The sequence below is a fragment of the Phycisphaeraceae bacterium genome, from assembly GCA_019636655.1.
Taxonomy (GTDB): Bacteria; Planctomycetota; Phycisphaerae; order Phycisphaerales; family UBA1924; genus JAHBXB01.
In genome coordinates, this window is the sequence record JAHBXB010000004.1 from 222,550 (window position 1) to 246,926 (window position 24,377).

Below are 24,377 nucleotides of genomic sequence, written 5' to 3' on the forward strand. Positions count from 1 at the left end.
GCTTGTTTGATGGTTTCGAAAGGAGCTACTGCTGCTGGGGCGCCTCGGCGTCCGACTGCAGAGCGTGCGCCTTGATCGCCTCGGAGAGTTTCTGGGCGATGCGGATCTGGCGGGCGGCGCCGACCTCGCCGGCGACCAACTCGTTGCCCGCTCGCTTGAGGTTCACCGGATCGGCGCCGGCGGCCCGGTTCTTATCGAGCTGGCTTTTCATGACCTCGATGTAGGCCTGGAGTTCGGCGAGTTCCTCTTCGGGGGTCATCGTCGGGAAAAAACCCTCGGCGTTGACGACCCCGTTGAACATGACCGCCCGCTGGGGGCCGCCGAGGAAGGCCTGCTGCTGGTTGATGTTCCAGCGGGCCATCGCGGCCTCTTCACTGATGACGGCACGCGGCTTGCCGCCGCTCTCCACAAGCGAACGGGGCGACTTTCCGGTGACCCGGTCGGCCATCATCTGGGCCTGGCGGCTGCGGACAAGTGCGTCGGTCTCCCGCCAGTCTGCTGCTGTAATGCCGGAGCGGATCGGGGGCTCGGACCGGGTAAGCAGCCGGGAGGCCCGCAGGTTCCAGGCGCGAGGGATCGAACGGGCATCGACGCCGCCGCCCTCAAGATCGGCGTAGCGACCGAGGGGGATATCGAGAGCGAGACGATCCTTGCCGCGGAGCACGACGACGCTGAGGACTTCGCCGGGCTCGTGGGCGATGATAAGGGCGCGGAGCAGCTCCCAGGCTTCGGGGCCGACGAGGCGAGCGCCATCGGCAGATTCGAGGATATCGCCTTCCTCGAGGAGGCGAGCGCAGGGGAAGTTCGGAACGGTCTGGTCGATGATAATGCGGTCGCGGAGGAGCCCGGTGAGGATGGGGCGGATACCCATGGCGCCGCGAGGCGATCGCTCGAAGCGGGTGCGGCCCGCGGAGATGAGGCGTTCGCGCTGTTCGGGGGAGAGAGAGGCTGCGTTGGCGAGGGTCGCCTCGATCATCGGGAGCGTGATGTCGGTGCTGGCGACGAGCTGGGCGCTGGCGTCCTGGCGGACCTGGTAGCTGGGATCGTCGAGGAGGGCGACGAGGCGGGGCATGGGGCCGTCGGCGGGGGAAGCGGCGACCGGGGAGGGCTGGCCCTGGGCGTGAGATGTCGTGACGGTGACGAAACCGAGTGCCGTGCCGAGGACGATGGCAAGGACAGGATGTTTCGCGCTCATGGTGACCACCGCCCTTACTGAACCGCGGTCCGTCGCGTTGTATTCACCCCGGCGAAGGGGCAGATGCCCGGCGCCATCGGCGGGCAAACGGGACCTCTCACGATAGCCCGGAGACGCGCCGGGCGTTGTCACGGAGCCAGACGGCCTTGCCCATGACCATGGCGAGGAGGCCGGCCGGATCGAGCAGGTGCGAGCGTCCGAGCCCGCGTACGGCGGCGACGGCTTCGACGACCAGGGCCTCGATCATGAGCCAGGCGAGGGCATCGGACTCCGCCGCGCTCAGGGTTCTACCGGAACCGGCGGTCCAGCCATGCACAAAAGCGGACAATCTGGCTTCATCGGGCTGGACGGGCCATGCGTCGGGGGTGGAGGGGAGGGGGGGAGCGGGGGCCGGGGTGTCGGTCGAGGGCGGGGATTGTTCGCCGGCGCGGCGCATGGAGAACTGGAGGGCGCCGTTGGCGACATCGAGGATGGGCCAGGAGAGGCAGACGGTCTCGAGATCGACGACACCGGCGACGGTGTGGCCGCGGAAGACGAGGTTACCGGGGTGCCAGTCGGCGTGGATGACCTGCTCGGGCAGGGAGCGGATGCCGATGGCATCGGCCTTGGCGGCGGCGCGCTGGTACTCGTCGGCGAGGTCCTTGGCGAGGCGGCGGGCGACGCGGCCGGCATCGCGGGATTCGCACTCGCGGACGAGTCGGGCGCCGACGTCCTTGAGGGCGTGGTAGCCGCCGGTGTGGGTCTGGATGGTGGGGTGGAAGTCGGCCAGGAGGCGGTGGAAGACGCCGAGGATTCGGCCGGCTTCGAGGGTGGAGGTGACGGAGCGGTCGTAGCCGGCGCCGGGGACGACCTCGTAGACCTCGTAGACGCGGTCGCCGAGTTCGACCATGGAGCGGTTGCCGGCCCTGGTGCTGAGGAGGCGGGGGACGGGGAAGCCGGCGCGGGCGAGGAAGGTCTGGGTCTCGTGGCTGAGGGCGACGCGCCGGGCGTCGGTGCGGGCACCGGGCCCGCCGCGGCGCTTGAGGAGGAAGAGGCCCTGCGTGGTGCGGAGGATGACCTTGGGGGTGTGCCTGGAGCCGCGGGAGAGGCGGCGGACTTCTTCGACGACGCCGAGGTCGTAATGGGAGCAGACGACGGCGGCCTCGCCGGCCGCGATGCGCTCGGAGCGGTTGGTCATCGGCGCCGGCTCCGGGGGCTACTCGACGTTCTGGACCTGCTCTTTGATGCGGTCGATCTCGCCCTTGACCTCGACGATGTGGCGGGAGATCTCGGAGTCGGCGCACTTGGAGGCGATGGTGTTGGCCTCGCGGAGCATTTCCTGGGAGAGGAAATCGAGGGTTCGGCCGACGGGCTTGCCGTCGTCGCGTTCGAGGAGCTGGGTGAACTGCTCGATGTGGCCGGAGAGGCGGGTGATCTCTTCGGTGATGTCGGTGCGTTCGGCGTAGACGGCGATCTCGCGGACGACGTCGGCGGGCTCGACCTTGAGGCCGGCCTCGTTAATCATGGTGTCGATGCGGAGCTTGAGGCGGCGCTCGTATTCGAGGAGGGTATCGGGGGCGCGGGCGGAGATGTGCCGGAGGCGGTCGGCGATGGCGTCGCGGCGCTGGAGGAGGTCGGTGCGGAGGGCGGCGCCCTCGCGGCCGCGCATGGCGATGAGGCGGTCGCAGGCCTGGGCGAGGAGCTTGGTGAGGGCCTGGCGGGCGCGTTCGAGTCGTTCTTCCTCGTTGGCCGGGGGGAGGAGGACGCCGGGGAGAGCGAGGAGCGGGCCGAGATCGACCTTGACCTGGCCGGACTGGACCTGGGGGAGGCGCTTGAGCTGTTCGATGTAGGCGCTCAGGGCCTTGTCGTTGATGGTGTAGCCGGTCTCGCCGGAGGAATCGGAGCACTGGGCGGAGAGGAAGACGCTGCCGCGGCCGAGGCGGCGGCGGAGTTCGCTCTCGATCTCGGCCTCGAGGGCCTGGAACTGCTCGGGGAGGCGGATGATGGCCTTGAAGTACTTGCTGTTGAGGGAGCGGACTTCTATGAAGTAGTGGACGCCGCCGGGGGAACCCTGGGGGCCGGACCCAACGGTCATGGACGCGTCGCCGAACCCGGTCATGCTGCGGATCACGCGCGGCTCCTTGTGCGCCGGCCGGTGATGCGGTCGGGATCAGGATGATGGATTGTTGTACCTGATGCAGGGAAGGGACGCATCAGTGGCCCTGCGGGGTGTCGCCGGCGCCGGGCGCGCGGTTGGGCGCGGGCTCTTCGGGCTGCGGCTCGGGCTGGGGCTGAGGATCGGCGGGCGGGGTGGCTGGAGGAGGGGAGGTGGAGGGGGGAGTGGTGGAAGGAGCGCTCACCGGCGGGGTGGAGTCGGGGGTTGAGCCGGTGGGGGCGGGGGCCGGGGTTTCGGCGGGGGTGGCAACCGCGGGCTGCTCGGCGGCGAAGCCGGGGCGGATCATGTAGTTGAGGGCGATGGCGGCGAGGAGCCAGAGGACGAAGATGAGGATGGAGGCGACGGTGAGGGCGTCGCCGGTCTTGGCGCCGAAGGCGGTCTGACCGGAGCCGGCACCGGAGCCGAAGGCGCCGGAGAGCCCGCCGCCCTGTGGGCGCTGGATGAGGACGACGAGGATCATCAGGACGCTCAGGAGCAGGAACGCCAGGGTGGCGATCACGGTCCAGATGAGTCCCCAGTTGGCGGCGAGGGTCATGAACATCCGTCGGTAGCTCCAGGAGCGTTCGGAGGGCCTCCCGATCATGGCCCTAATGGGTGAGAGGGAGCCGGGGCGAAGTCTAGCCCTGGGGTTGTTGTGTTTCGTGCCGGGGCATTTTCTGCGGTGAAGTTACGACCCGCAGGCGCGGACGATCTGGGCGAACTCGTCGGCCTTGAGGGAGGCGCCGCCGACGAGGGCACCGTCGATGTCGGGCATGGCCATGAGGTCGCGGGCGTTGGAGGCCTTGACGGAGCCGCCGTACTGGATGCGGGTGGCGTCGGCGATCGGGGCACCGAAAAGGGTGCGGAGCAGGGCGCGGATCTTGTGGTGGGCGTCCTGAGCGTCGTCGGGGGTGGCGTTCTTGCCGGTGCCTATGGCCCAGACGGGCTCGTAGGCGATGACGAGGCGGGAGAGGTGGTCGGTGGGGACGCCGGCGAGGGCGGCGGTGAGCTGGGCGGCGTTGATCGAATCGGTCTCGCCGCGTTCGCGCTGGTTGAGGGTCTCGCCGATGCAGAGGACGCAGGTGAGGCCCTTGGCGAGGACGGCGAGGGTCTTGGCGTTGACGATGTCGTCGGACTCGCCGATGACGTGGCGTCGCTCGCTGTGCCCGGTGAGGACGGCGCGGACGCCGCAATCGATGAGCATGTCGACGCTGACCTCGCCGGTGAAGGCGCCGTTGGGGGAGAAGAAGGCGTCCTGGGCGCCGAGGAGGACGGGGCTGGCCGCGTCGCCGATGACGCCGGCGACGGGGAGGAGGTAGGGGAAGGGCGGGAAGAGGTGGACCTGGGTTGGGGAGTCGCGCAGGGCCTCGCAGACGGCACGGGAGAGATCCTTCGCCGCGGCGAGGTTGGTGTTCATCTTCCAGTTGCCGCCGACGACTTTGTGTCGCTGGGCCACGACTACCTCCGGTCCTGGAGGAGGGCGAGGAGGCGGAGCAGGGAGATATAGAGCCAGACGAGGGTGACGAGGATGGCGAACCCGCCGTACCACTCGAAGTAGCGCGGCGCGCCGTTGCGGGCGCCAACGGCGACAAGGTCGAAGTCGAGGACGAGGTTGGCGGAGGCAAGGACGACGATGAACGCGGCGATGCCGATGCCCAGGGGGCCCGAGCTCCAGAGGGAGGGGAAGTTGATGCCGAAGAGGCTCAGGAGCATGGTGCCGACGAAGAACAGGCACACACCGCCGGTGGCGGCTATCACCCCGGTGCGGAAGAGGCGGCCGGGCCTGTAGAGGCCGGTGGCGTAAACCACCAGGAGGGCGGCGGCGATGCCGAAGGTGAGCAGGGCGCTCTGGAAGACGATGCCGGTTCCGGTGAGCGTTGACCATCCACGCTGGACGGAGAGAGAGGCGTAGAGCGCGGAGATGGCGCCGACGAAGACCCCCTCGGCGATGGCGTACACCGGTGCGATGTACGGGGAGGATTGGGGCTTGAACACGATGACGAGCGAAAGACCAAGGCCGATCAACATGCCGCCCCATAACGAGGGGCTCAGCATGGCGGGGTTCTTGTCGATAAGAGTCCAGGCGCCGACCGCTGCCACGATGCAGAGAAGCAGGAGGACCCCGGTTGCTCTGGCCGTCCCGGCGACGGTCATCGTGTTCGGACGGGCGGCGGCGGGGGCGACGGCCTGGGAACCCATAAAGGAGTCCCAGGTCGCGGGCTTGGCGAAGACATCGGATCGCAGGGCGGGATTGTTGGTTCTGAACATGGGTGTTCCTGGGTGAGAAGGCCGGTGCTGGTGAGGTCTTAATTCGGCCAGAAGAGTGTACCGGGACCAGCGAGGGGCCGGCAGGGTTTCGGTAGACTGCGGCCCCAATCAACGGGTTGTCGGATGCACCTGCTCGCCACTACGAATCACGAGTCCGCGACGCTCTTCCTGCTGCAGGCGGCGGTGATCCTGCTGGCGTGCCGGGTGGTGGGTTTCGCAGCGCGGTGGCTGGGGCAGCCGCAGGTGGTCGGCGAGATGATTGCGGGGGTGGTGCTCGGGCCGTCGCTGCTCGGGGCGGTGGCGCCCGGAGCGTTCTCGGCGCTGTTCCCGCCGGAGGGGATGCGGCTGGTCTACGTGGTGGCGCAGGTGGGGCTGTCGCTGTACATGTTCCTGATCGGGCTGGAGTTCAACATCGGGCTGATCGCTGGGCGGTGGCGGAGCGCGGCGGCGGTCTCGATCTCGGGGATCGCGGCGCCGTTCCTGCTGGGCGGGGTGATGGCGCTGGCACTGTACCGGAACGAGGCGCTGTTCGCGCCGCAGATCCGTGTGTGGGAGGCGGTGCTGTTCATGGGTGCGGCGATGTCGATCACCGCGTTTCCGATGCTGGCGCGGATCCTGTACGAGCGCGGGCTGTCGGGGACGCCGCTGGGGACGCTGGCGCTCGCCGCGGGATCGTCGGACGATGCGGCGGCGTGGTGCCTGCTGGCGATCGTGCTGGCGAGTTTCGGGGGGAGCGCGGGGGCGGCGGCGCTGACGATCGGCGGGGGCGTGGCGTATGCGGTGGTGTGCATTGCCGCGGCGAGGCCGGCGCTCCGGGGTCTGGGGCTGCGGGCGGAGCGGGACGGGGATGTGCGGGCGTGGATGCTGGCGCTGGTGCTCGCGATGGTGATGCTGGTGAGCTGGTTCGCGGACGCCATCGGGATCTACTCGGTCTTCGGGGCGTTCATACTCGGGGTGGCGATGCCGCGGGGCGTGTTCGCGGATCGGGTGACGCGGTACGTGGAGCCGCTGACGACGACGCTGCTGCTGCCGATGTTCTTCGTGTACTCGGGGCTGAACACGCGGATCGGGCTGGTGGACACGCCGGCGATGTGGGGGGTGGCGGCGCTGGTGCTGGTGATGGCGTGCGCGGGGAAGGGGCTGGCGTGCTGGGGGGCGGCGCGGCTGTGCGGGGTGCCGGGGCGGGAGGCGATGGCGATCGGGGCGCTGATGAACGCGCGGGGGCTGATGGAGTTGATCCTGCTTAACATCGCTTACGAGCGGGGCCTGATCACGCAGGGGCTGTTCAGCGTCATGGTGATCATGGCGATCGTGACGACACTGATGGCGACACCGGTGTTCGAGCTGGTGTACGGGCGGCATCAGCGGAAGAGCGGGCGGCTGCCCGCCGCGGGCGTGGATGTGCCGGCGATCGGCGGCTGAGGGAGAAGCGGATGACGAACCAGAGCGAGCCGGCGTACGACGTGGCGATCATCGGCGGCGGCCCCGGGGGCTCGACGACGGGGATGCTGCTGAAGAAGTACGCGCCGGGGCTGCGGGTGCTGATCGTGGAGCGGGAGCAGTTCCCGCGGGAGCACATCGGGGAGAGCCTGCTGCCGCCGGTGAGCCGGGTGTTGGACGAGGCGGGGGTGTGGGACAAGGTGGAATCGGCGGGGTTCCCGATCAAGTTCGGCGCGACCTACACGTGGGGGAAGACGACCGAGCCGTGGACGTTCGGGTTCATCCCGGTGGAGGAGATCCCGAAGGACTACGTGCGGCCGGGGAAGTACGAGGGGTGGCGGACGCGGGTGGCCCTGCAGGTGGAGCGGTCGGAGTACGACAAGGTGCTGCTGGACCACGCGGCGTCGGTCGGGTGCGAGGTGCGGGAGCGGACGAGGGTGGCGCAGGTCGAGCGGGAGGGGGACACGGTGACGGGGCTGGTGCTGGGGGACGGCACGAGGGTGACGGCGCGGTACTACGTGGACGCATCGGGGAACGCGGCGGTGCTGCGGCGGGCGATGGGGGTGAAGGTCGAGGTGCCGACGCTGCTGAAGAACGTGGCGTTCTGGGATTACTGGTCGGCGGAGGGGATGAACGGGCCGATCTGGGAGGGCGGGGCGACGCGGATTCACATCCGGAGCACGGCGTACGGGTGGATCTGGTACATCGCGCTGGGGATGGACCGGACGAGCGTGGGGCTGGTGTGCAACGCGGACTACTACAAGGCTTCGGGGAAGAGGCCGGAGGAGTTGTACCGCGAGGCGATCGCGTCCGATCCGCTGGTGCTGAAACTCATCGGCGAGGGGCGGGCTCGCGGGCAGGTGGAGAGCACGACGGACTGGTCGTTCATCGCGGACCGGGCGTACGGGGCCAACTGGTTTCTGTGCGGCGAGTCGCTGGGGTTCGCGGACCCGATCCTGTCGGCGGGGCTGGCGCTGACGCACACGTGCGCGAGGCAGCTGGCGTACACGATCATCGAACTGGACCGCGGGGAGCACGACCGGGCGTGGCTGCTGGGGCAGTACGACACGATCCAGCGCAAGCGCGTGGGGCAGCACATCAAGTTTGCGGATTACTGGTACTCGGGGAACGGGCTGTTCTCGGCGATCCAGGAGAACTGCACGAAGATCGCGAAGGAGGCTGGGCTGACGCTGAACCCGGCGGATGCCTTCCGGTGGCTGAGCAACGGCGGGATCGATGACATGTTGGGGCAGTTCGCGATCGGCGGGCTGGACTTGGCGGGGATCAAGCAGGTGCAGTGGCGGCTGAGCCAGGGGACGGGCAAGGCGGCGGACGCGGCGGTGACGTACCTGATCGACGGGAAGACGACGTTCCGGCTGAACCTGGCGGGGGCGAGCAAGGTGATGATCGCGGACCTGCGCGGCGGGCGGATCGTTCCGCTGCCGGCGTACGTGCGGGGGGACCGGACGCTGGCGCTGGCGGGCGGGTACGGCGTGGTGTTCGACGTGCTGCGGACGGCGTCGGATGCGGAGAAGGTGACGCAGAGGCTGCTGGCGGTGGCGCAGCAGGGGCCGGCGGAACTGACGGGGAATACCTACCAGCAGTGCCTGATGTGCCTGGAGGTGATGGCGACCAATGGGTGGGTGACGTGCGAGTCGAAGCGGGGGCGGCCGGCGCTGCAACTGGAGACGCCGAAGGAGGGGCGGCAGATCTACACGGCGACGTGGGGGCCGTACAAGAAGGACGCGTAGGGGCTATTCGCCCTTGGTCTCGACGGTGTAGTTCGGCGCCTCGCGGGTGATGCGGATGTCGTGGGGGTGGCTCTCGACGATGGCGGCGGCGGTGACGCGGCAGAAGCGGGTTCGCTCGCGGAAGTCGGCGATGGTGCGGCAGCCGCAGTAGCCCATGGAGGCGCGCAGGCCGCCGACGAGTTGGTAGAGGAACTCGGCGAGCGGGCCGCGGTAGGGGACGAGTCCCTCGACGCCCTCGGGGACGAACTTCAGGGACTTCTTGCCGTCGAGGCCCTGGCCGTAGCGGTCGGCGGAGCCGGCGTTCATGGCGCCCTCGGACCCCATGCCGCGGTACGACTTGTAGCGGCGGCCGTGGGAGATGACCAGTTCGCCGGGCGATTCGTCGAGCCCGGCGAAGAGGGAGCCGAGCATGACACTCTCGGCGCCGGCGGCGATGGCCTTGGCGATGTCGCCGGACTGGCGGATCCCGCCGTCGGCGATGACGGGGATGCCGCGGCGGGAGAGGTGGACGCCGCGGACGGCGTTGAAGACGGCGGTGATCTGGGGGACGCCGACGCCGGTGACGATGCGGGTGGTGCAGATGGAGCCGGGGCCGATTCCGGCCTTGACGCCGTCGGCGCCGGCCTCGGCGAGGGCGCGGGCGGCCTCGGCGGTGGCGACGTTGCCGGCGACGACCTCGACCTTGGAGCCGTCCTTGCCGCCGTAGCGCTTCTTGATCTCGCGGACGGTGCGGATGACGTTCTCGGAGTGGCCGTGGGAGGTGTCGATGACGATGACGTCGGCCTCGGCGGCGAGGAGGGCCTCGACGCGGTCGTACTGGTCGACGCCGCAGGCGCCGCCGCAGACGAGCCGGCCGCGGGAATCGAGGTTGGCACGGGGGAACTGGCTGAGGCGGTCGATGTCTCGCTGGGTGATCATGCCGGCGAGGTTGCCGTGCCTGTCGACGAGGAGGAGTTTCTCGACCTTGTTCTTGTAGAGGATGCGCTCGGCCTCTTCGAGGGTGGTGCCGGGGGGCGCGGTGATGAGGTCGGAGGAGGTCAGGACCTTGCCGATGGGGGTCTTCTCATCCTCGACGAACTTGAGGTCGCGGCGGGTGAGGATGCCGATGACCCGGCCCTTGGAGCGGAGGGTCTGGTGGCCGTCGGCGGTGACGGGGAAGCCGGAGACGTTGAACTGGCGCATCAGTTCGCGGGCGCGGCCGACGGTGTCGTCGGGGCCGAGGGTGATGGGATCGAGGATCACGCCGTTGGCGGAACGCTTGACCTTGGAGACCTCGCGGGCCTGGGCCTCGACGGGGAGGTTGCGGTGGATGATGCCGATGCCGCCCTCCTGGGCTAGGGCGATGGCGAGGGCGGACTCGGTGACGGTGTCCATCGGCGCGGAGACGACGGGGATGTTGATGCGGATGTTGCGGCTGAAGCGGGTGGAGAGGTCGGCGTCGGCGGGCATGACGCTGCTGGCCATGGGGAGGAGGAGGACGTCGTCAAAGGTGACGCCCTCGGCGACGATCTTGGAGGTCTCGGGGTCGCCCCAGTTGGTCGGCGAGGCGTCCTGGGCGGTGGAGCCCTGAGGCCGCGTGGTTCCGTTGGAAGATCCGCCCCGCCTGGCCCGTGTCGTTTTCGGCTTGCCGTCCATGGATATGAGTAGACAGACCGGGACGGGGAGTCAACAACGACCCCGCGCGGGCGGGGTGGGCGGCGGGTTGCGGCGGGAACCGGGCAGGCGGCTCAGGCGCTGCGGCAGGAGCCCGGGCGTTCCCAGGAGGGGCTGCCGGCGTAGAGGATGCGTTCGGCGTCCTCGGCGGACATAGAGCCCTCGGCGACGTAGGCGGCGATCTCGCGCCGGGACTGCTCGCGGGCGCGGGTGCGGGCGATCGAGCGGATGGTGGAGCCGACGATCCAGAGGCCGGCGATGAACAGGCCGCCGGAGATCGCGGTGAAGCGGATCCAGTCGTCGTTGATGGGCGAGTTCAGCAGCTCGGAGAGGGAGCAGGCGAGGGCCAGCATGGTGGTGCTCCTATGACTTGACGCCGAGTTTGTCCTTGATCGATTCGCCGGCGGAGAGGAGTTTGGCGCCCTCGTCGGCGGAGATGCTGCCCTCGGCGACGTAGGCGGCGATCTCGCGCCGGGACTCTTCGCGGGTGCGTGTGCGGGTGACCTTGGTGATCGCGTCGGTGATGATGCCGACCAGGACGACGGCGACGACGCCTCCGATCATCATCGCGAAGACCCAGGAATCCAAGGCGCCGAGTGTGAGGATGCCGCTCATAAGTCGCCCTTTGTCGGTGCGGGGGTGGTGCAGCCGCGCGCCGGCCGCGCTGCCAGAAGAATCAGGAGCAGGACTCCGGCGGCTTGGCGCCGGCGCGAAGGAGCCGCTCGCCCTGCTCGGAGGACATAGAGCCCTCGGCGATGTAGGCGGCGATCTCGCGGCGGGTCCGCTCCTGGGCTACGGACTTGATGGTGGAGCCGACGGTCTTGATGAGGATGGAGAGAACGATCGCCCCGGCGATGAGGGCGGGGATGAGGATGTCCTCGCGGAGGACGCGTTCGGCGAGAATGCTGACGTCCATCGGCGGCTCCCGTGTAGGGGGCTCGGGAGAGGGGCGCGGGGCCGTGTTCTCCCGACCCCCGTCGTGGAAGGTGGTTGGGATCTCGGGACGGCGGGTTTCATTGGGCCCGCGTGGAATTCTACCGGGGACCGGGAGGTTGGGCGGCGGGTGCGGATAATTGGGGGGCTGGAGGGATTGGGGAGTTGTGCGGCGATGAGCACCGCGGAACGGGGAGTGGTGTCGGCCCTGCTGGAGGCGTACCGGTCGGGGTACTTCCCGATGGCGGACCCGGACGATCCCGAGGGCGAGGTGCCGTGGTACAACCCGGTGAAGCGGGCGATCCTGCCATTGGAGGCCGGGGGATTTCACTGCCCGCGCTCGCTGGAGAAGAAGTTGCGGCGGACCGGGCTCCGGGTTTCGACCGATGAGGCGTTCGAGGAGGTGACGCGCCGGTGCGCGACGACGGGGTCACGCCGGAACGAGACGTGGATCAACGAGACGATCCTGGGGTACTACGGGGCGCTGCATCGGGCGGGGTGCGCGCACTCGATCGAGGCGTGGGCGCCGACGCGGCGGCGCACGCTGGTGGGGGGGATCTACGGCATCGCGATCGGGCGGGCGTTCATCGCCGAGTCAATGTTCTCGCGGCCGGAGGAGGGGGGGACGGATGCGTCAAAGGTGTGTCTGGCGCACCTGGTGTCGCACCTGCGACATCGCGGGTACACGCTGCTGGATGTACAGATCGTGAATCCGCATACGGCGCGGTTCGGGGTGGTGGAGGTCAGCCGCGGGAAGTTCATGGAGTTGCTGGCGGGGGCCGCGGCTGGGGGTGCGGAGTGGTTGCCGTTTGAGCCGGGGCGAGTGTTGGAGCGGCTGGTGGGGTAAGCGTGGTTCGTAAAACCTGGACAAGTCGGCGAGGGGCGTTGGATCGGGGGCGCGAGATCTGGTAGGCTCCCCGGATCCCGGGGTGGCGGCCCTGGGATGGATGCACTGTGGGGTCGTGTGCGAGCGCCACGGCGCGCCGCGGGGCTGCTATCCACAACTCCTTGTCTCAGGGCTTTTTACCGATGCGCATCTCTGTGCTGGGACCAGTGATTCTGTTGAGTGGGGGGGCCATTCTGACCAGCTCCCCTGCGTTCGCGCAGTTGTCTGGAAAGCCCATGTTCGCACCGCTGGGATCGCCTCGGGTGCTGGGGATGGACCGCCGGGGGCCGATTGCGGTGCTGGCGGACTTCAATACGGATGGGCGGGCGGATCTGCTGGTCTCGGACACGACCACGGTCAACGGCGCGGATCGGCACCAGTTCAGCGTGTACCTGAACCGGTCAGGGGGGGAGTTTGCGCCGGCGTTCAAGTCGTCGCCGGTGGGGTCGCGGGGGCTGGACTACGCGGCGCTGGCGGTGGGGGACTTCAACGAGGACGGGACGGCGGACGTGGTGACCTCGCGGGCGTTCCCGGAGGGGGGTGGGGCGTACGAGAACATGACGATTCTGATCGGCACGCCGGAGGGGCGGCTGGTGCGCGAGACGCCGTGGGCGAACTGCATCAATCCGCCGGCGACGACGATGGCGCTCAAGGGTCGTGCGGTGGCGGCGGCGGATGTCAACGGTGACGGGCACCTGGACATCATCTCGACGACGACTTCGGCTCAGATCAGCGTGGTGCTCGGGGACGGACACGGTGGGTTCGGGGCGCCGATTCTGTCGGGGATCGGGATGACGTACGGGGCGTTGCTGGTGGGGGACCTGAACTTCGACGGGGCGGTGGATGTGGTGACGATCTCGGACTCGGGGATGTCGACGGTCGCCGAGACGACGATCGACGTGAACGTGGGGCGCGGGGATGGGACGTTCGGGTACGCATCGACGCGGCACGTGGACATGCGGTTTGCGGATGTGGATGGTGTCCGGGCGGGGGCGTTCCTGGTGCCGATGACCGAGAGCGGGGCGCCGGACCTGGTGCTGTTCGGGGAATCGGGGGCCGACGAGGACAACGGCGGGCTGTACGTGCTGAGCGCGACGGGCGGGTACCGGTTCGACGTGGTGTTCCACGAGACGCGGTCGGAGGACTCGTCGCGGACGCAGTCGATCGTGGTGATGGATGTGGATGGGGATCGCGACCTGGACATCGTCAAGATCCCGGCGCCCGGGATGGGGAACGGGGAGGTGATGATCAACGAGGGGCTGTGGCGGTTCGCGGTTCGGCTGCCGTTTCCGGCGACGGATCAGCGGATCGCGGCGGCGGTGAGCACGGATCTGGCGGGGTCGAGTTTCGCTGACCTGGCGTTGCTGGCGTATCCGGTGGGCCGATCCGGGGAAGCGGTGCTGAGCGTCTGGCGGAACGACAGCGCGACACCGTGTGAGGCGGATGTCGATCGCGATGGGGCGGTGACGCCGGCGGACCTCGCGGCGTTTACGCAGCGATGGGTGGAGGAGATCCAGAGCAACGAGCGGCGGTTCGAGGATCTCAACGGCGACGGGGTGGTGGATGGAGCGGATGTCGCCGCGTACGTGCGGCTGTGGTTCGAGGCGTTGAGCGAGGGGTGCTGAGGGGTGGAGTGGGAGGGGGGCGTGTCTATCGTGATCAATGATCGACCTGGCGATCCTCGCGGTGTTTGTCGTCGTCTCGGTGGGGGCGGGGTTGTGGATGCGGCGGAGTGCGTCGCGCAACCTCGGCGAGTTCTTCCTTGCCGGGCGGACGATGCGCGGGTGGCAGGCGGGCACGAGCATGGCGGCGACGCAGTTCGCCGCGGACACGCCGCTTGTGGTCACGGGGCTGGTGGCCACGGCGGGCATCTTCGCGCTCTGGCAGTTGTGGATCTACGGGATAGCGTTCCTGTTGCTGGCGTTTGTGTTCGGCGCTCGGTGGCAACGGGCGGGTGTGCTGACCGATGCGGAACTGGTCGAGGCCCGCTACGACGGGCGCGGGGTGCTGGCGCTGCGGACGATCAAGGCGATCTACTACGGGACGGTGATCAACTGCGTGGTGCTGGCGATGGTGCTCAAGGCGACCGTCGCCATCACGGAGGTGTTCCTGCCGTGGAACGAGTGGCTGCCGGCGGGGATGCATGGGTGGCTGGTGCGGATGGTGAGCGCGAGTGGGGTGGTGGTCGCGTCGGGGCTGACGGATCTTGATCCGGAGGTCGCGTCGGCGAACAACCTGCTCAGCGTGGTCGCGATCATGGCGTTTGTCGCGATGTACTCGATGACGGGCGGGCTCCGCGGCGTGGTGTTCACCGATGTGTTCCAGTTCGCGCTGTCGATCGCCGGCACGCTCATCTATGCGTTCGTCGCGGTGCGGGCGGCGGGTGGACTCGACGGGCTGGTTGGGCGCGTGAGCGAGGCTTGGGGCGCGGAGCGGGCGTCCGCGCTGCTGGGGTTTGCGCCCCCGGTCGGGGCTGCGATGGCGCCGTTCCTGGTGATCATCAGCCTGCAATGGGTGTTTCAGGTCAGCAGCGACGGGACGGGGTATTTGGCGCAGCGCACGATGAGTTGCCGCGACGAGCGGGAGGCGAGGTCGGCCGGGGTGACGTTCGCGTGGCTGCAGATCCTGCTGCGGAGCCTGCCGTGGCTGCTGATCGCGGTGGCGCTGCTGGTGGTGTACCCGCGGGGGTCGCTCGCGCGGGACGGGGCGACGTTCCAGGCGGTCCGGGAGTTCTCGTTCATCACGGGGATCAACGATCTGCTCCCGGCGGGTGCTCGCGGGCTGATGCTCGTCGGCATGCTCGCGGCTCTGGCGTCGACGCTGGACACACACATGAACTGGGGCGCGGGGTACTGGGCGAACGATCTCTACAAGCGGCTGCTGTGCGGGGCGTGGCTCGGTCGCCGGTCGGGCCCGCGGGAACTGGTGTTGGTGGCGCGGATGTCGAACCTGCTGCTGATCGCGATGGCGCTCGCGCTGGTGCCGGCGCTCGACTCGATCCAGCAGGCGTGGAAGATCTCGCTGCTGTTCGGCGCCGGTGTGGGCTCGGTGCTGGTGCTGCGGTGGCTGTGGGAGCGGATCAACCTGTGGTCCGAGTTCGCGGCGATGGCGGTGTCGCTGGTGCTGGCGCCGGTGCTGCTGATGGTCGCGGGGGATCCGAGCCAGGAGTGGCTGCGGCTGGGTGTGATGGCCGCGGTGTCGACGGCCGCGGCCATCGGCGTGACGTGGGTGACGCCGCGGACGGGGGATAAGACGCTGGCGGGGTTCTACGAGCGGGTGCGGCCGGTGGGATTCTGGGGGCGTGCATCGAGGCTGGCTGGGGAGTCGGCGGGCCGATCGCGCGAGGGGCTGAGGACGGCGCTGGTGACGACGGCGGTGTGCGCGGTGTCGCTGTACGCGTGCCTGTACGGCGCTGGGCGGCTGCTGGTGCCTCATCCGGATCGGTCGTGGTGGGTGCCGGCTGCGGTGCTGGGTGTTGGCCTGGCGCTGGTGCCTGTGTGGTGGAGGCGGGGGCTGGGCCGGGCGGCTACTGGGACGGAGCGCCTCCACCGAGCGACTTCATCGATGTGAGCGGTGTCGCGTCGAGGCGGATCAGGCCGTGGCGCGGGTAGTCCAGGTCGATGATGACCCAGAGGGTGCCGGCGATAAGCAGTGCAAAGGCCCAGTGCGCGAGACGGTGCCGTCCGCCTTGGGCGGAGTCGGAGTAGCCGACGATCGCGAGGCAGATCACGGCGCTCGTCACCAGCAGCGTGAGCACGGGGATGGGCAGGTGGCGGATCGCCGCGGCGTTGCGGGCGGCGTGGAGATCGATGATCTCGTTGATCGCGGGGAGGACGGCCATGGTTACGCTGGGCTTGCGCTCGACGCCATCGATCGCAGCGGCCCACATGCGGTTGTGGAGGCGCTCCATTTCGTCCATCACCGGGGGCGCCTGGGAGATGGGGGTGGTGAGGAGGGTTGTCCGGTTGCGCCAGTATTCCCTGAGGGAGTTCTGCAGTTCGGCGCGGTTCAGCGGATCCAGAACATCGGCCCGCAGGTACGCCGTGCCGATCGCGTTGGCTTCGCGGGTGATGTAGTCCTGACGATCGATGAAGCGGGAGGCCGAGCCAGCGAAACTGAAGCCCAGAAGAAGCCCGAGCAGGCCGAGCAGGGCTCCCTGGACGGCGCCGAACTGGGAACCGGCCCGGCCCACGGCGTCCCCCTCTCGGTCGTAACGGAGTCGTCCGAGCCAGAGGCCGAGTTCGACCGAGCCGAAGAGGCCAAAGAGCAGGAGGGCGCTGATGGCGAGTTCGGAGGAGATGTCGTTCATCGTGGTGCCTCGGGCGGGTACGTGACTGTACACGACAGCCGCGAAGCGGGGTTGCGGGTGATTACTGGGTGTGAGCAGTAGGCTGCGACGAGTCCATATGCGGCTGGCGCCAGGTTGGTTGCGGGGGTTATGCCAGGCGACCTCGGCGGCGGCACTGACATCAACCGCGCCTTGGCGGTGCAACAATGCGGAGTACGATGGACGCGTCCGAATACATGGAAGAGTCCTGGAGACCGGGGGACACTCGGTGTCTGTTGGAAGAGCCAGGCGATGCACAACAAGACGTCTGGAATGTGCGGTCGATGCGGGTATGACCTGTCCGGCATTCGATCCGGACGGTGTCCAGAGTGCGATTGGAGCATCGTCGATAGCACTGAGTACGAAAAGGAAAAGCCTGTTCAAGACACTGGCATCTATGGCGAGCCATTCGGCGCAGACCTGGATGCGTTCGACACGCTGTTCGCCGCGGTTCCGGCTGCTGCTCTGGCCGCTCTCGTGTACATAACCCGGGCGCCGAGCGGCGCGTCGGTTGTGCTTGGAACACTTGTGTCGGTCTGTGTGGCGACGGCAGCGTGCGGCGTCGCCCTGATCATGATGGGGGACAAGCTCGAGGGCGGCTGGCGCCTTCTCGGCGAGGTCGCGGCGGGGATCGTCGCCGGGGTGGCGTTCTTGCTGCTGCTTTGTAGCGCAATGTGGGGACTTTAGTGCGCTATGCGGCGTGCACTGATAGTGTGAGGGGGTAAGACTCATCACCGATCCCGGTCGCCTCCTTCGGGAGTACTGGAGGTTTTCTTGGTGGCGGCAGACGGCTCCGTGCTCTAGCCCGTCGAGTGGCTACCGTTCTCCACTCGTGGGCACTTTATAAAGGAACACCCATGAAGATCGTCGTCATTGGCGGGAGTGGGCTCATCGGCGCCAATCTGGTTGGGAAGCTCCGCCGACTGGGCCACGATGTAGTCGCGGCGTCGCCGTCCTCGGGGGTGAACGCGGTTACCGGCGTGGGTCTGGCGGGTGCCCTGGCGGGGGCTCGGGTCGTCGTTGATGTGACGAACTCGCCGTCGTTCGAGGACTCGGCGGTGATGGAGTTTTTTACGGTCTCAGCCCGCAATCTCGCGGCGGCTGAGCGGCAGGCTGGCGTGGGGCACCACGTGGCGCTCTCGGTTGTAGGGGCCGACCGCGCGCCGGACAGCGGGTACATGCGCGCCAAGGTGGCTCAGGAGGACCTGATCAAGGCGTCCGGCGTGCCCTACACGATCCTCCGGGCCACGCAGTTCTTCGAGTTCCTGGGGAGCATCGCGGATTCGAGCACCGAGGGTGCCGTGGTGCGGCTGCCACCCGCCCTGGTGCAGCCGATTGCCGCGGAGGACGTCGCCGCGGCGCTGGCCGATGTGGCCTTAGCCGACCCGCAGAATGGTACCGTCGAACTGGGGGGCCCGGAGGCGGTTGGCATGGATGAGATCGTCCGTCGGTACCTGGCTGCGAAGAAGGACGTTCGAAGGGTGACGACGGACGCGGCGGCTCGTTATTTTGGTACCAAGCTGGATGATCACACCATCACCCCGGGAAAAGGCGCTCGCCATGGGGCGACGACGTTCGACGAGTGGTTCAGGAGCAGCGGCACGAAACCGGCGGGCAAGTCCCATGGGTAGCGAGCGTGCGGTTCGCACAAGCCGTTGTGCGGCAGCCTAGACCATGAGGTGTCGCTGCGAGGCGTCGGCGATCGTGCCAGGAGTATGAGACGTGAAGCGACGAGGTGTTCGACGCCCGCCTGCGGAGGAGGGCACGGTCGTTGCGGTGCCGCTTCCGTCGTCCGGCGGGTATGGCATTGCCGTCGTGTCGAGGTGGGCGACGAAGGTGTTGTATGGCAGCCGCCGGATTCTGGGTTACGGTTTCGGGCCGCGGCTGCCCGAGCTCCCCCTTGCCGTGGAGATTGGCAGATTAGATCCGAGACATGCGAACATAGTCCTTGTAACCTATGATGATGAGATAGCCTCTGGCAGCTGGAAGATCGTAGGCAAGGTGCAGGAGTTCAGCCGCGGCGAGTGGCCGATGCCGAGGTTTTCGTATTACCATGACACCCTCCGTCGGTGGCTGGAGATCCGACACGTCGAGGACACGTTAGACGAAGAGTTTGGAGAACGAAACACGATCACTATCGAAGATGCGCGATCGTGTGCCGATTACGGCTTCAATACTCCCGGTGCGTTTGCCGGCAAGCTCGACCGAGCGATTTGCGAGGGCTGGCAGGGGAGACCGCCGGTGATGCTCTCGCAGGGACGATGATGTGGGGTCGTGGCTCCCTGCGCCGCCCCAGGATCGCCGTGGGCCGCGGTCCGAGCGGCGGCGCTACCCTTGCCGGCATCGGCTCGCGGCACTCGATGGATCAGAGTTGTTCCGGACGTGGAAGTCTGCCCATGAGGAAGACATCAACAGGATCCGTTGTCAGGTCGGGCCTCGCCAGCGAATCGATGTGGCTCGCGGCAGTCCTGATCGCGCTCTCCGGGGTCACGGGCTGCAAGCCGCGGATGAACGAGTACAAGCCGCCGCCGCCGCCCGAGGTCACCGTGGCGCATCCCGTGCGAAAAACGGTCACCCGCTATCTGGACTACACCGGCACGACCGAGGCGTACGAGGTTGTCGAACTGCGGGCCCGTGTGCCGGGGTTCCTGGAAAAGGTGAGCTTCAAGCCCGGAGCGGAGGTCAAGAAGGGCGATTTGCTCTTCGTCATTGATCCCCGTGAGTACGAGGCCGAGGCCAGGAAGGCGGAGGCCGATGTCGCGGACCGCGAGGCGGCGCTGCGCCTGGCCGAAGTCACGCTACATCGTGTCAACGTGGTGGACAAGGCGGCGGCGGGAACGCCGCAGGAGACCGACCAGGCTGTCGCCGACCGCGACAAGGCGAAGGCGCAGCTGGAGCTGGCCCGCGCGGCGCTGGCGAAGGCGCACCTGAACGTGGAGTTCACGCAGGTTCGGGCGCCCATCGATGGCCGCATCACGAAGAACCTTGTCGATGTCGGGAACCTTGTCGGGGCCGGCGGGCAGCCGACGGCCCTCGCGGTGATCGAGAGCAACCGGCCGCTGTACGTGTCGGTCGACGTCGGCGAGAGCGACGTCCTGCTCATCCGGCGGGCGCGGATGGCCCAGCAGCCGGATGCGGAGCCGGGCCAGGTCACCCCCGGCGAGTGGCGCCGCGTCGAGCTGGCAACAGCGGATTCGACGGAGTACAACGTTCACGGCCGCATCGACTATGTGGACCCTGCACTCAACGCGCAGTCGGGCACGCTCAGGGTGCGCTGCCGCTTCGAGAACGAGGACGGCGTCCTGCTGCCGGGTCTGTTCGTGCGGATGAGGCTGCTGCTGGATGAGGCCGAGCAGACGGTCGTTCCGGACATCGCCCTCCTGACCGACCAGTCCGGGCGATTCGCGTTCGTGGTCAACGACCAAGGCGTTGTCGAGGTTCGTCGGGTGAAGATCGGATCGCTCGATGGGGCGCTGCGCGTCGTCACGGAGGGGCTGAGCCCGACTGACCGGGTCATCGTCAACGGGCTGCAGCGGGCCCGCCCGGGGATCACCGTGACCGCGAAGGAACAGGACGCGGCAGCGCAAGACGCGCCGGCGGCCGACGCCGCGAACAAGTAGAAAAGCACCCGACGCATGTTCAGCCAGTTCTTCATCCGCCGGCCCATCGTCGCGTGCGTGATCGCGATTCTGATCATGATCGCCGGCGCGGTCTCGTTCCCGACGCTGCCGGTCGCCCAATATCCCGAGATTGCGCCCCCGATCATCCGGGTGACGACGGTGTATCCCGGCGCGAGCGCCCAGGTCGTCGCCGACACGGTTGCCGCCCCGATCGAGCAGCAGGTCAACGGCGTTGACCGCATGATCTACATGGAGAGCACGTCGGCCAGCGACGGCTCCTACACGCTTAACGTTTCGTTCGAGGTCGGCACGGACGTCGACATCGCCTCTGTGCTCGTGCAGAACCGTGTGTCCATCGCCCTGGCGCAGCTGCCCGATGAGGTGCGCCGCCAGGGGGTGACGACGACCAAGGTCTCCACGAGCATCGTGTCGGTGCTCGCCCTGACGCCGGTCGACCCGGCGGCCACTCCCGAGTACACCGACCTGTACCTTGCCAACTACCTGCTCATCAGCGTCAACGACCAGGTGAAACGCATCCCGGGCGTGGGCGATACGCTGATCCGTCCCGGCAAGGACTACGGCATGCGCATCTGGCTGGACCCGGACAAACTCCGGGGTCGTGCCCTGACCACCACGGATGTGCTGGGCGCCCTGCGGGAGCAGAACGTCCAGGTCGCCGCGGGCAACATCGGGCAGCCGCCGGTTCCGGAGGGGCAGGGATTCCAGTATTCCATCACGACCCTCGGCCGGCTGCAGACGCCCGAGCAGTTCGAGGACATCATCATCCGTGCCGACGGGAACCGCATCGTCAGGGTCAGGGACGTGGCCCGCGTGGAACTGGGCGCGAAGTCCTACGACACGCTCGGACGCGTCGATGGCGTCCCGTCGGCACTCATGGTGGTCTACCAGTCGCCGGGCGGCAACTCCGTGCAGGTCGCGGCGAGCCTGCGCGACCTGCTCGACCGCCTGTCGAAGGACCTTCCCAAGGGACTCGAGTTCCGCACGATCTACGACACTTCAGAGTTCGTGGCCTCGGCGATCGACGAGGTGTACCGCACGATCTTCGAGGCCTCGGGCCTGGTCATCCTCGTGGTGCTCGTCTTCCTGGGGAGCGTCCGCTCCACGATCATTCCGATTGCAGCGATTCCTGTGTCGCTCGTGGGGACCTTCTTCGCGATGAAGGTGTTCGGGTTCTCGCTCAATCTCCCGACGCTGTTTGGGCTGATCCTCGCCATCGGGATTGTCGTCGATGACGCCATCGTCGTCGTTGAGAACGTCGAGCGGAACCTCTCCGAGCATCACCTGCCGCCAAAGGAGGCGACGTCCCGTGCCATGCTTGAGGTGTTCGGCCCTGTCGTCGGCATCTCGCTCGTGCTCATGGCCGTGTTTCTGCCTACCGCCGCGCTGCCTGGCATCAGCGGTCAGCTCTACCGGCAGTTTGCGCTCACGATCGCGGCCAGCACGTTCTTCAGCGCCCTGTGCGCTCTCACGCTCAGCCCCGCGCTCTCCGGGGTGATCCTGCGGGAGCACCGGGCGGGGCAGAAGCACAACATCTTCAAGCGAACATTCGACCGCGTGTTCGACGTTGTGGCCGACCGGTACGCCAGGGCTATCCGGTTTGTCGTGCGCCCCTCCATGATCGGTGTATCGCTCGCGGCGTTCGCAGCGCTGGGTGCGCTCATCCTCTGGAGCCTGGCGCGCGTGCCCACGGGCTTCGTTCCCGACGAGGACAAGGGCCTCCTGATCGCCGAAATCTGGATGCCCGACAGCGCCAGCCAGGAGCGCACCCTGAACGTCCTGAAGCGAGTCGAGCAGATCTTCGGGGAAACCGACGGTGTGGCCCACCGCGGCGGGTTCCAGGGCTTTTCCCTCATCGCGGGCAACGGCTCCAACTACGGAGTTGTCTTCGCCGGCCTGAAGCCTTGGTCCTACCGCGTCCCCCGCCACCGCGACATGTACACGATGCTCGCCGAGGTGCGGCAGAAGTTCGCCCAGATCCAGGAGGGCACCGTCATCGCGTTCTACCGGCCCGCCGTCGACGGGATCGGCAACGCTTCGGGGTTTGACCTGCGCCTGGAAGACCGCGCGGGCGTCGGGCGCCAGCAGATGCAGCAGTTCGTGCAGGAGTTCGTCAACGACGCCAACACGCAGTCGAAACTGCGGCGGGTCTCCTCCCCGTACAAGGCCGCCGTCCCGCAGCTCATGGCCGACATCGACCGCGAGAAGTGCAAGAAGCTCGGCCTCTCGCTGGCCGATGTGTTCAGCACGCTGAGCGTCAACCTCGGCTCCGCGTATGTCAACGACTTCAACAAGTTCGGACGCACCTGGCAGGTGGACGTGCAGGCCGACAGCGCCTTCCGCTACCGGGCGGATCAGGTCAAGCTCCTCCAGGTGCGCAACGCCTCGGGTCAGATGATCCCTCTGAGCTCGCTCCTCAAGATCGATGAATCGATGGGACCGGATCGGGTCATCCGGTACAACCTCTATCCCGCGGCGGCCGTCAATGGCGCTGGGGCCCCGGGCGTGAGCACGGGCGAGACCATGGCCGTAGTCGAGGACATGATCCGCCAGAAGGCGCCGCAGGGCATCGATTACGAATGGACGGCCCTGTCCTTCCAGGAGAGCCGCGCCGCTGGCACCGCGGGGCTGGTCTTTGTGCTTGCCCTGACGGTCGTGTACCTCATCCTCGCCGCGCTCTATGAGAGCTGGACGATTCCTCTGGCGGTCATCCTGTCCATTCCGCTGGCCGTCCTGGGCGCGATGCTGGGCTTGCTCTGGCGTGGCATGGACAACAACATCTACACGCAGGTCGGCCTCGTGCTCCTCGTCGGCCTGGGCGCCAAGAACGCGATCCTCATCGTCGAGTTCGCCAAGACCAACCGCGCCAACGGTCAGCCGATCATCGATTCGGTCGTCGAGGCGGCTCGGCAGCGGCTCCGGCCCATCCTGATGACGGCCCTGGCGTTCATCCTGGGCGTGCTCCCGCTGGTGAACGCGACCGGCGCCGGCGCCGCCAGCCGCCAGGCCATCGGCACCGCCGTGTTCTTCGGCATGATCGGCAACACGTTCCTGGGCCTCGTCTTCACGCCGGTTCTGTACGTAGCAATCACCGCGGCATCCGAGTGGCTGTCCCGCCGGTTCCGCCGCGTGCAGCCCGTACCGGCCTAGTCCAGCCGCGCGGCGGCATGCCGACTGATCTGTAGGACCCCTGACAATGACTGTTGGCCCGCCCACATGGGTGGCGCCGGTCCCGGGAGAGGCACACAGCCAAACAGCGGCATCCCTACTGTGGCTGGCAGTGGTACTCTCAGGGTTGGTCTCAGCGGGCTCTTCCGAGGAGACCCGAAAGCTACAGTGGCTTTTCTTCGGCAGGTGACGGCATGAATTCGATTGAATGGAGGGCAAGAACCGGTGGTATTCGGCAAACATGCATCGTTGCAGCCTTCTTGTGGACTATCGCATTTGCCCTAGGAATCACAGAATACGGTCGACGGTGGCCGAATCTGTATGTTCAGGCGGCGTATCAAGTACTGGCGGCATCAATAGTGCTGGCATTGATGTATTTGTCATGGCGCATGCTGATCAGAAGAATAACGTTCGTGAGTATCTGTGGTAATCAAATGATTGTTCGTTCTATGATAAACGAATACGTGCGGCTACGCACGGAGTGCGCACGGATTCAGCGCGATGGCAAGGGAGCTCTGCTGCTAGAGTGGCGGGATGGAAGGAGGCTCTTGGTTCGAGAGCACGAATTCAGCGGCGGTGGGCATTTGTGCGACGCAATCAAGCAATGGGCAGCGGGTGACGATTGGTAGGGGCGGTCTCGCCCGGGTCACGGAATGTGGAGCGACGCGGGCCTCGCCTCCGCCGCCGATTCGCGCGTCCCCGCCACAGGCCAGCCAGTTTCCTGGAATCTGACAATAGAGTACTGGCAATGAACACAGCGCATTATTCATTATATGTTCCCGTTCCGGGATCTGGGCACCGGGGCTGCGAGCGCAATCTATACGCAAGCAACGGAGTGGTTGTCGACCGGGCGATCCGTAATCTGTTTCGGGGCGACAACAGATATGGTATTCTGCCTCAATGGATCGCTGCAACGCCTCGGCTTCCTGTTATTCAATGCGGCGAGGGCTTGCAACTATCCGACACCCCATTGCCACCGGGGTA

Annotated in this window: 21 protein-coding genes; 10 read left to right on the forward strand and 11 right to left on the reverse strand. The window is 67.6% G+C overall.

Annotated elements, in window-relative coordinates:
• Positions 1 to 25: 25 nt before the first annotated feature.
• The 6 genes from KF745_12605 to KF745_12630 all read right to left on the reverse strand — a co-directional run bounded on the left by KF745_12605 (position 26) and on the right by KF745_12630 (position 5,597).
• The gene (locus KF745_12605) at positions 26 to 1,195 is read right to left on the reverse strand and encodes a hypothetical protein (protein MBX3359254.1); all 1,170 of its coding nucleotides are present in this window, start codon (positions 1,193 to 1,195) and stop codon (positions 26 to 28) included.
• 97 nt (positions 1,196 to 1,292) lie between these two features.
• Entirely contained in the window at positions 1,293 to 2,372 is a 1,080-nt protein-coding gene (locus KF745_12610; GenBank protein MBX3359255.1) for a phosphotransferase, read from the reverse strand.
• An 18-nt stretch (positions 2,373 to 2,390) separates the two neighbouring features.
• Positions 2,391 to 3,305: a YicC family protein gene (locus KF745_12615; protein MBX3359256.1), complete on the reverse strand. Its 915-nt coding sequence runs from the start codon at positions 3,303 to 3,305 to the stop codon at positions 2,391 to 2,393.
• Between the two features lie 82 nt (positions 3,306 to 3,387).
• Complete coding sequence (gene secG / locus KF745_12620; protein MBX3359257.1) at positions 3,388 to 3,891, reverse strand: preprotein translocase subunit SecG; 504 nt, start codon at positions 3,889 to 3,891, stop codon at positions 3,388 to 3,390.
• Positions 3,892 to 4,017: 126 nt separating this feature from the next.
• The gene (gene tpiA, locus KF745_12625; protein ID MBX3359258.1) at positions 4,018 to 4,746 is read right to left on the reverse strand and encodes a triose-phosphate isomerase; all 729 of its coding nucleotides are present in this window, start codon (positions 4,744 to 4,746) and stop codon (positions 4,018 to 4,020) included.
• A 41-nt stretch (positions 4,747 to 4,787) separates the two neighbouring features.
• Positions 4,788 to 5,597: a Bax inhibitor-1/YccA family protein gene (locus tag KF745_12630; GenBank protein MBX3359259.1), complete on the reverse strand. Its 810-nt coding sequence runs from the start codon at positions 5,595 to 5,597 to the stop codon at positions 4,788 to 4,790.
• Positions 5,598 to 5,720: 123 nt separating this feature from the next.
• On the opposite strand from KF745_12630, the gene KF745_12635 reads away from it, so the two are divergent.
• Together KF745_12635 and KF745_12640 are read left to right on the forward strand one after the other, a co-directional pair.
• Entirely contained in the window at positions 5,721 to 7,019 is a 1,299-nt protein-coding gene (locus KF745_12635) for a cation:proton antiporter (protein MBX3359260.1), read from the forward strand.
• 11 nt (positions 7,020 to 7,030) lie between these two features.
• Positions 7,031 to 8,788 (forward strand): tryptophan 7-halogenase, encoded by a 1,758-nt coding sequence (locus tag KF745_12640; GenBank protein MBX3359261.1) that lies wholly within the window; start codon positions 7,031 to 7,033, stop codon positions 8,786 to 8,788.
• A 3-nt stretch (positions 8,789 to 8,791) separates the two neighbouring features.
• On the opposite strand, the gene guaB is transcribed toward KF745_12640, so the two are convergent.
• From guaB to KF745_12660, 4 genes are all read right to left on the reverse strand, one after another.
• The gene (gene guaB, locus KF745_12645; GenBank protein ID MBX3359262.1) at positions 8,792 to 10,423 is read right to left on the reverse strand and encodes an IMP dehydrogenase; all 1,632 of its coding nucleotides are present in this window, start codon (positions 10,421 to 10,423) and stop codon (positions 8,792 to 8,794) included.
• Between the two features lie 92 nt (positions 10,424 to 10,515).
• Complete coding sequence (locus KF745_12650) at positions 10,516 to 10,794, reverse strand: hypothetical protein (GenBank protein ID MBX3359263.1); 279 nt, start codon at positions 10,792 to 10,794, stop codon at positions 10,516 to 10,518.
• Between the two features lie 10 nt (positions 10,795 to 10,804).
• Positions 10,805 to 11,056: a hypothetical protein gene (locus KF745_12655; protein ID MBX3359264.1), complete on the reverse strand. Its 252-nt coding sequence runs from the start codon at positions 11,054 to 11,056 to the stop codon at positions 10,805 to 10,807.
• A gap of 61 nt (positions 11,057 to 11,117) precedes the next feature.
• The gene (locus KF745_12660) at positions 11,118 to 11,357 is read right to left on the reverse strand and encodes a hypothetical protein (protein MBX3359265.1); all 240 of its coding nucleotides are present in this window, start codon (positions 11,355 to 11,357) and stop codon (positions 11,118 to 11,120) included.
• A 192-nt stretch (positions 11,358 to 11,549) separates the two neighbouring features.
• Here KF745_12660 and aat point away from each other — a divergent pair, with 192 nt between their 5' ends.
• The 3 genes from aat to KF745_12675 all read left to right on the forward strand — a co-directional run bounded on the left by aat (position 11,550) and on the right by KF745_12675 (position 15,830).
• Complete coding sequence (gene aat, locus KF745_12665; protein MBX3359266.1) at positions 11,550 to 12,221, forward strand: leucyl/phenylalanyl-tRNA--protein transferase; 672 nt, start codon at positions 11,550 to 11,552, stop codon at positions 12,219 to 12,221.
• Between the two features lie 275 nt (positions 12,222 to 12,496).
• A complete protein-coding gene (locus KF745_12670) occupies positions 12,497 to 13,885 on the forward strand; it encodes a VCBS repeat-containing protein (protein ID MBX3359267.1) in 1,389 nt (462 codons plus the stop codon).
• 37 nt (positions 13,886 to 13,922) lie between these two features.
• Positions 13,923 to 15,830 carry a Na+:solute symporter gene (locus tag KF745_12675; GenBank protein ID MBX3359268.1) on the forward strand — a complete coding sequence of 636 codons (1,908 nt, stop codon included), beginning with the start codon at positions 13,923 to 13,925 and terminating at the stop codon, positions 15,828 to 15,830.
• Here the strand turns inward: KF745_12675 and KF745_12680 are convergent.
• The gene (locus KF745_12680; protein MBX3359269.1) at positions 15,787 to 16,569 is read right to left on the reverse strand and encodes a hypothetical protein; all 783 of its coding nucleotides are present in this window, start codon (positions 16,567 to 16,569) and stop codon (positions 15,787 to 15,789) included. The two genes, KF745_12675 and KF745_12680, sit on opposite strands and share 44 nt — an antisense overlap.
• 270 nt (positions 16,570 to 16,839) lie before the next feature.
• On the opposite strand from KF745_12680, the gene KF745_12685 reads away from it, so the two are divergent.
• From KF745_12685 to KF745_12705, 5 genes are all read left to right on the forward strand, one after another.
• Positions 16,840 to 17,274 (forward strand): hypothetical protein, encoded by a 435-nt coding sequence (locus KF745_12685; protein MBX3359270.1) that lies wholly within the window; start codon positions 16,840 to 16,842, stop codon positions 17,272 to 17,274.
• Positions 17,275 to 17,444: 170 nt separating this feature from the next.
• Positions 17,445 to 18,218: an SDR family oxidoreductase gene (locus KF745_12690; protein ID MBX3359271.1), complete on the forward strand. Its 774-nt coding sequence runs from the start codon at positions 17,445 to 17,447 to the stop codon at positions 18,216 to 18,218.
• Positions 18,219 to 18,309: 91 nt separating this feature from the next.
• Entirely contained in the window at positions 18,310 to 18,852 is a 543-nt protein-coding gene (locus KF745_12695; GenBank protein ID MBX3359272.1) for a hypothetical protein, read from the forward strand.
• Between the two features lie 131 nt (positions 18,853 to 18,983).
• Positions 18,984 to 20,207, forward strand: coding sequence for an efflux RND transporter periplasmic adaptor subunit (locus tag KF745_12700; protein MBX3359273.1), 1,224 nt, complete (start codon positions 18,984 to 18,986; stop codon positions 20,205 to 20,207).
• Positions 20,208 to 20,222: 15 nt separating this feature from the next.
• Complete coding sequence (locus tag KF745_12705; GenBank protein MBX3359274.1) at positions 20,223 to 23,375, forward strand: multidrug efflux RND transporter permease subunit; 3,153 nt, start codon at positions 20,223 to 20,225, stop codon at positions 23,373 to 23,375.
• Positions 23,376 to 24,377: the final 1,002 nt, after the last annotated feature.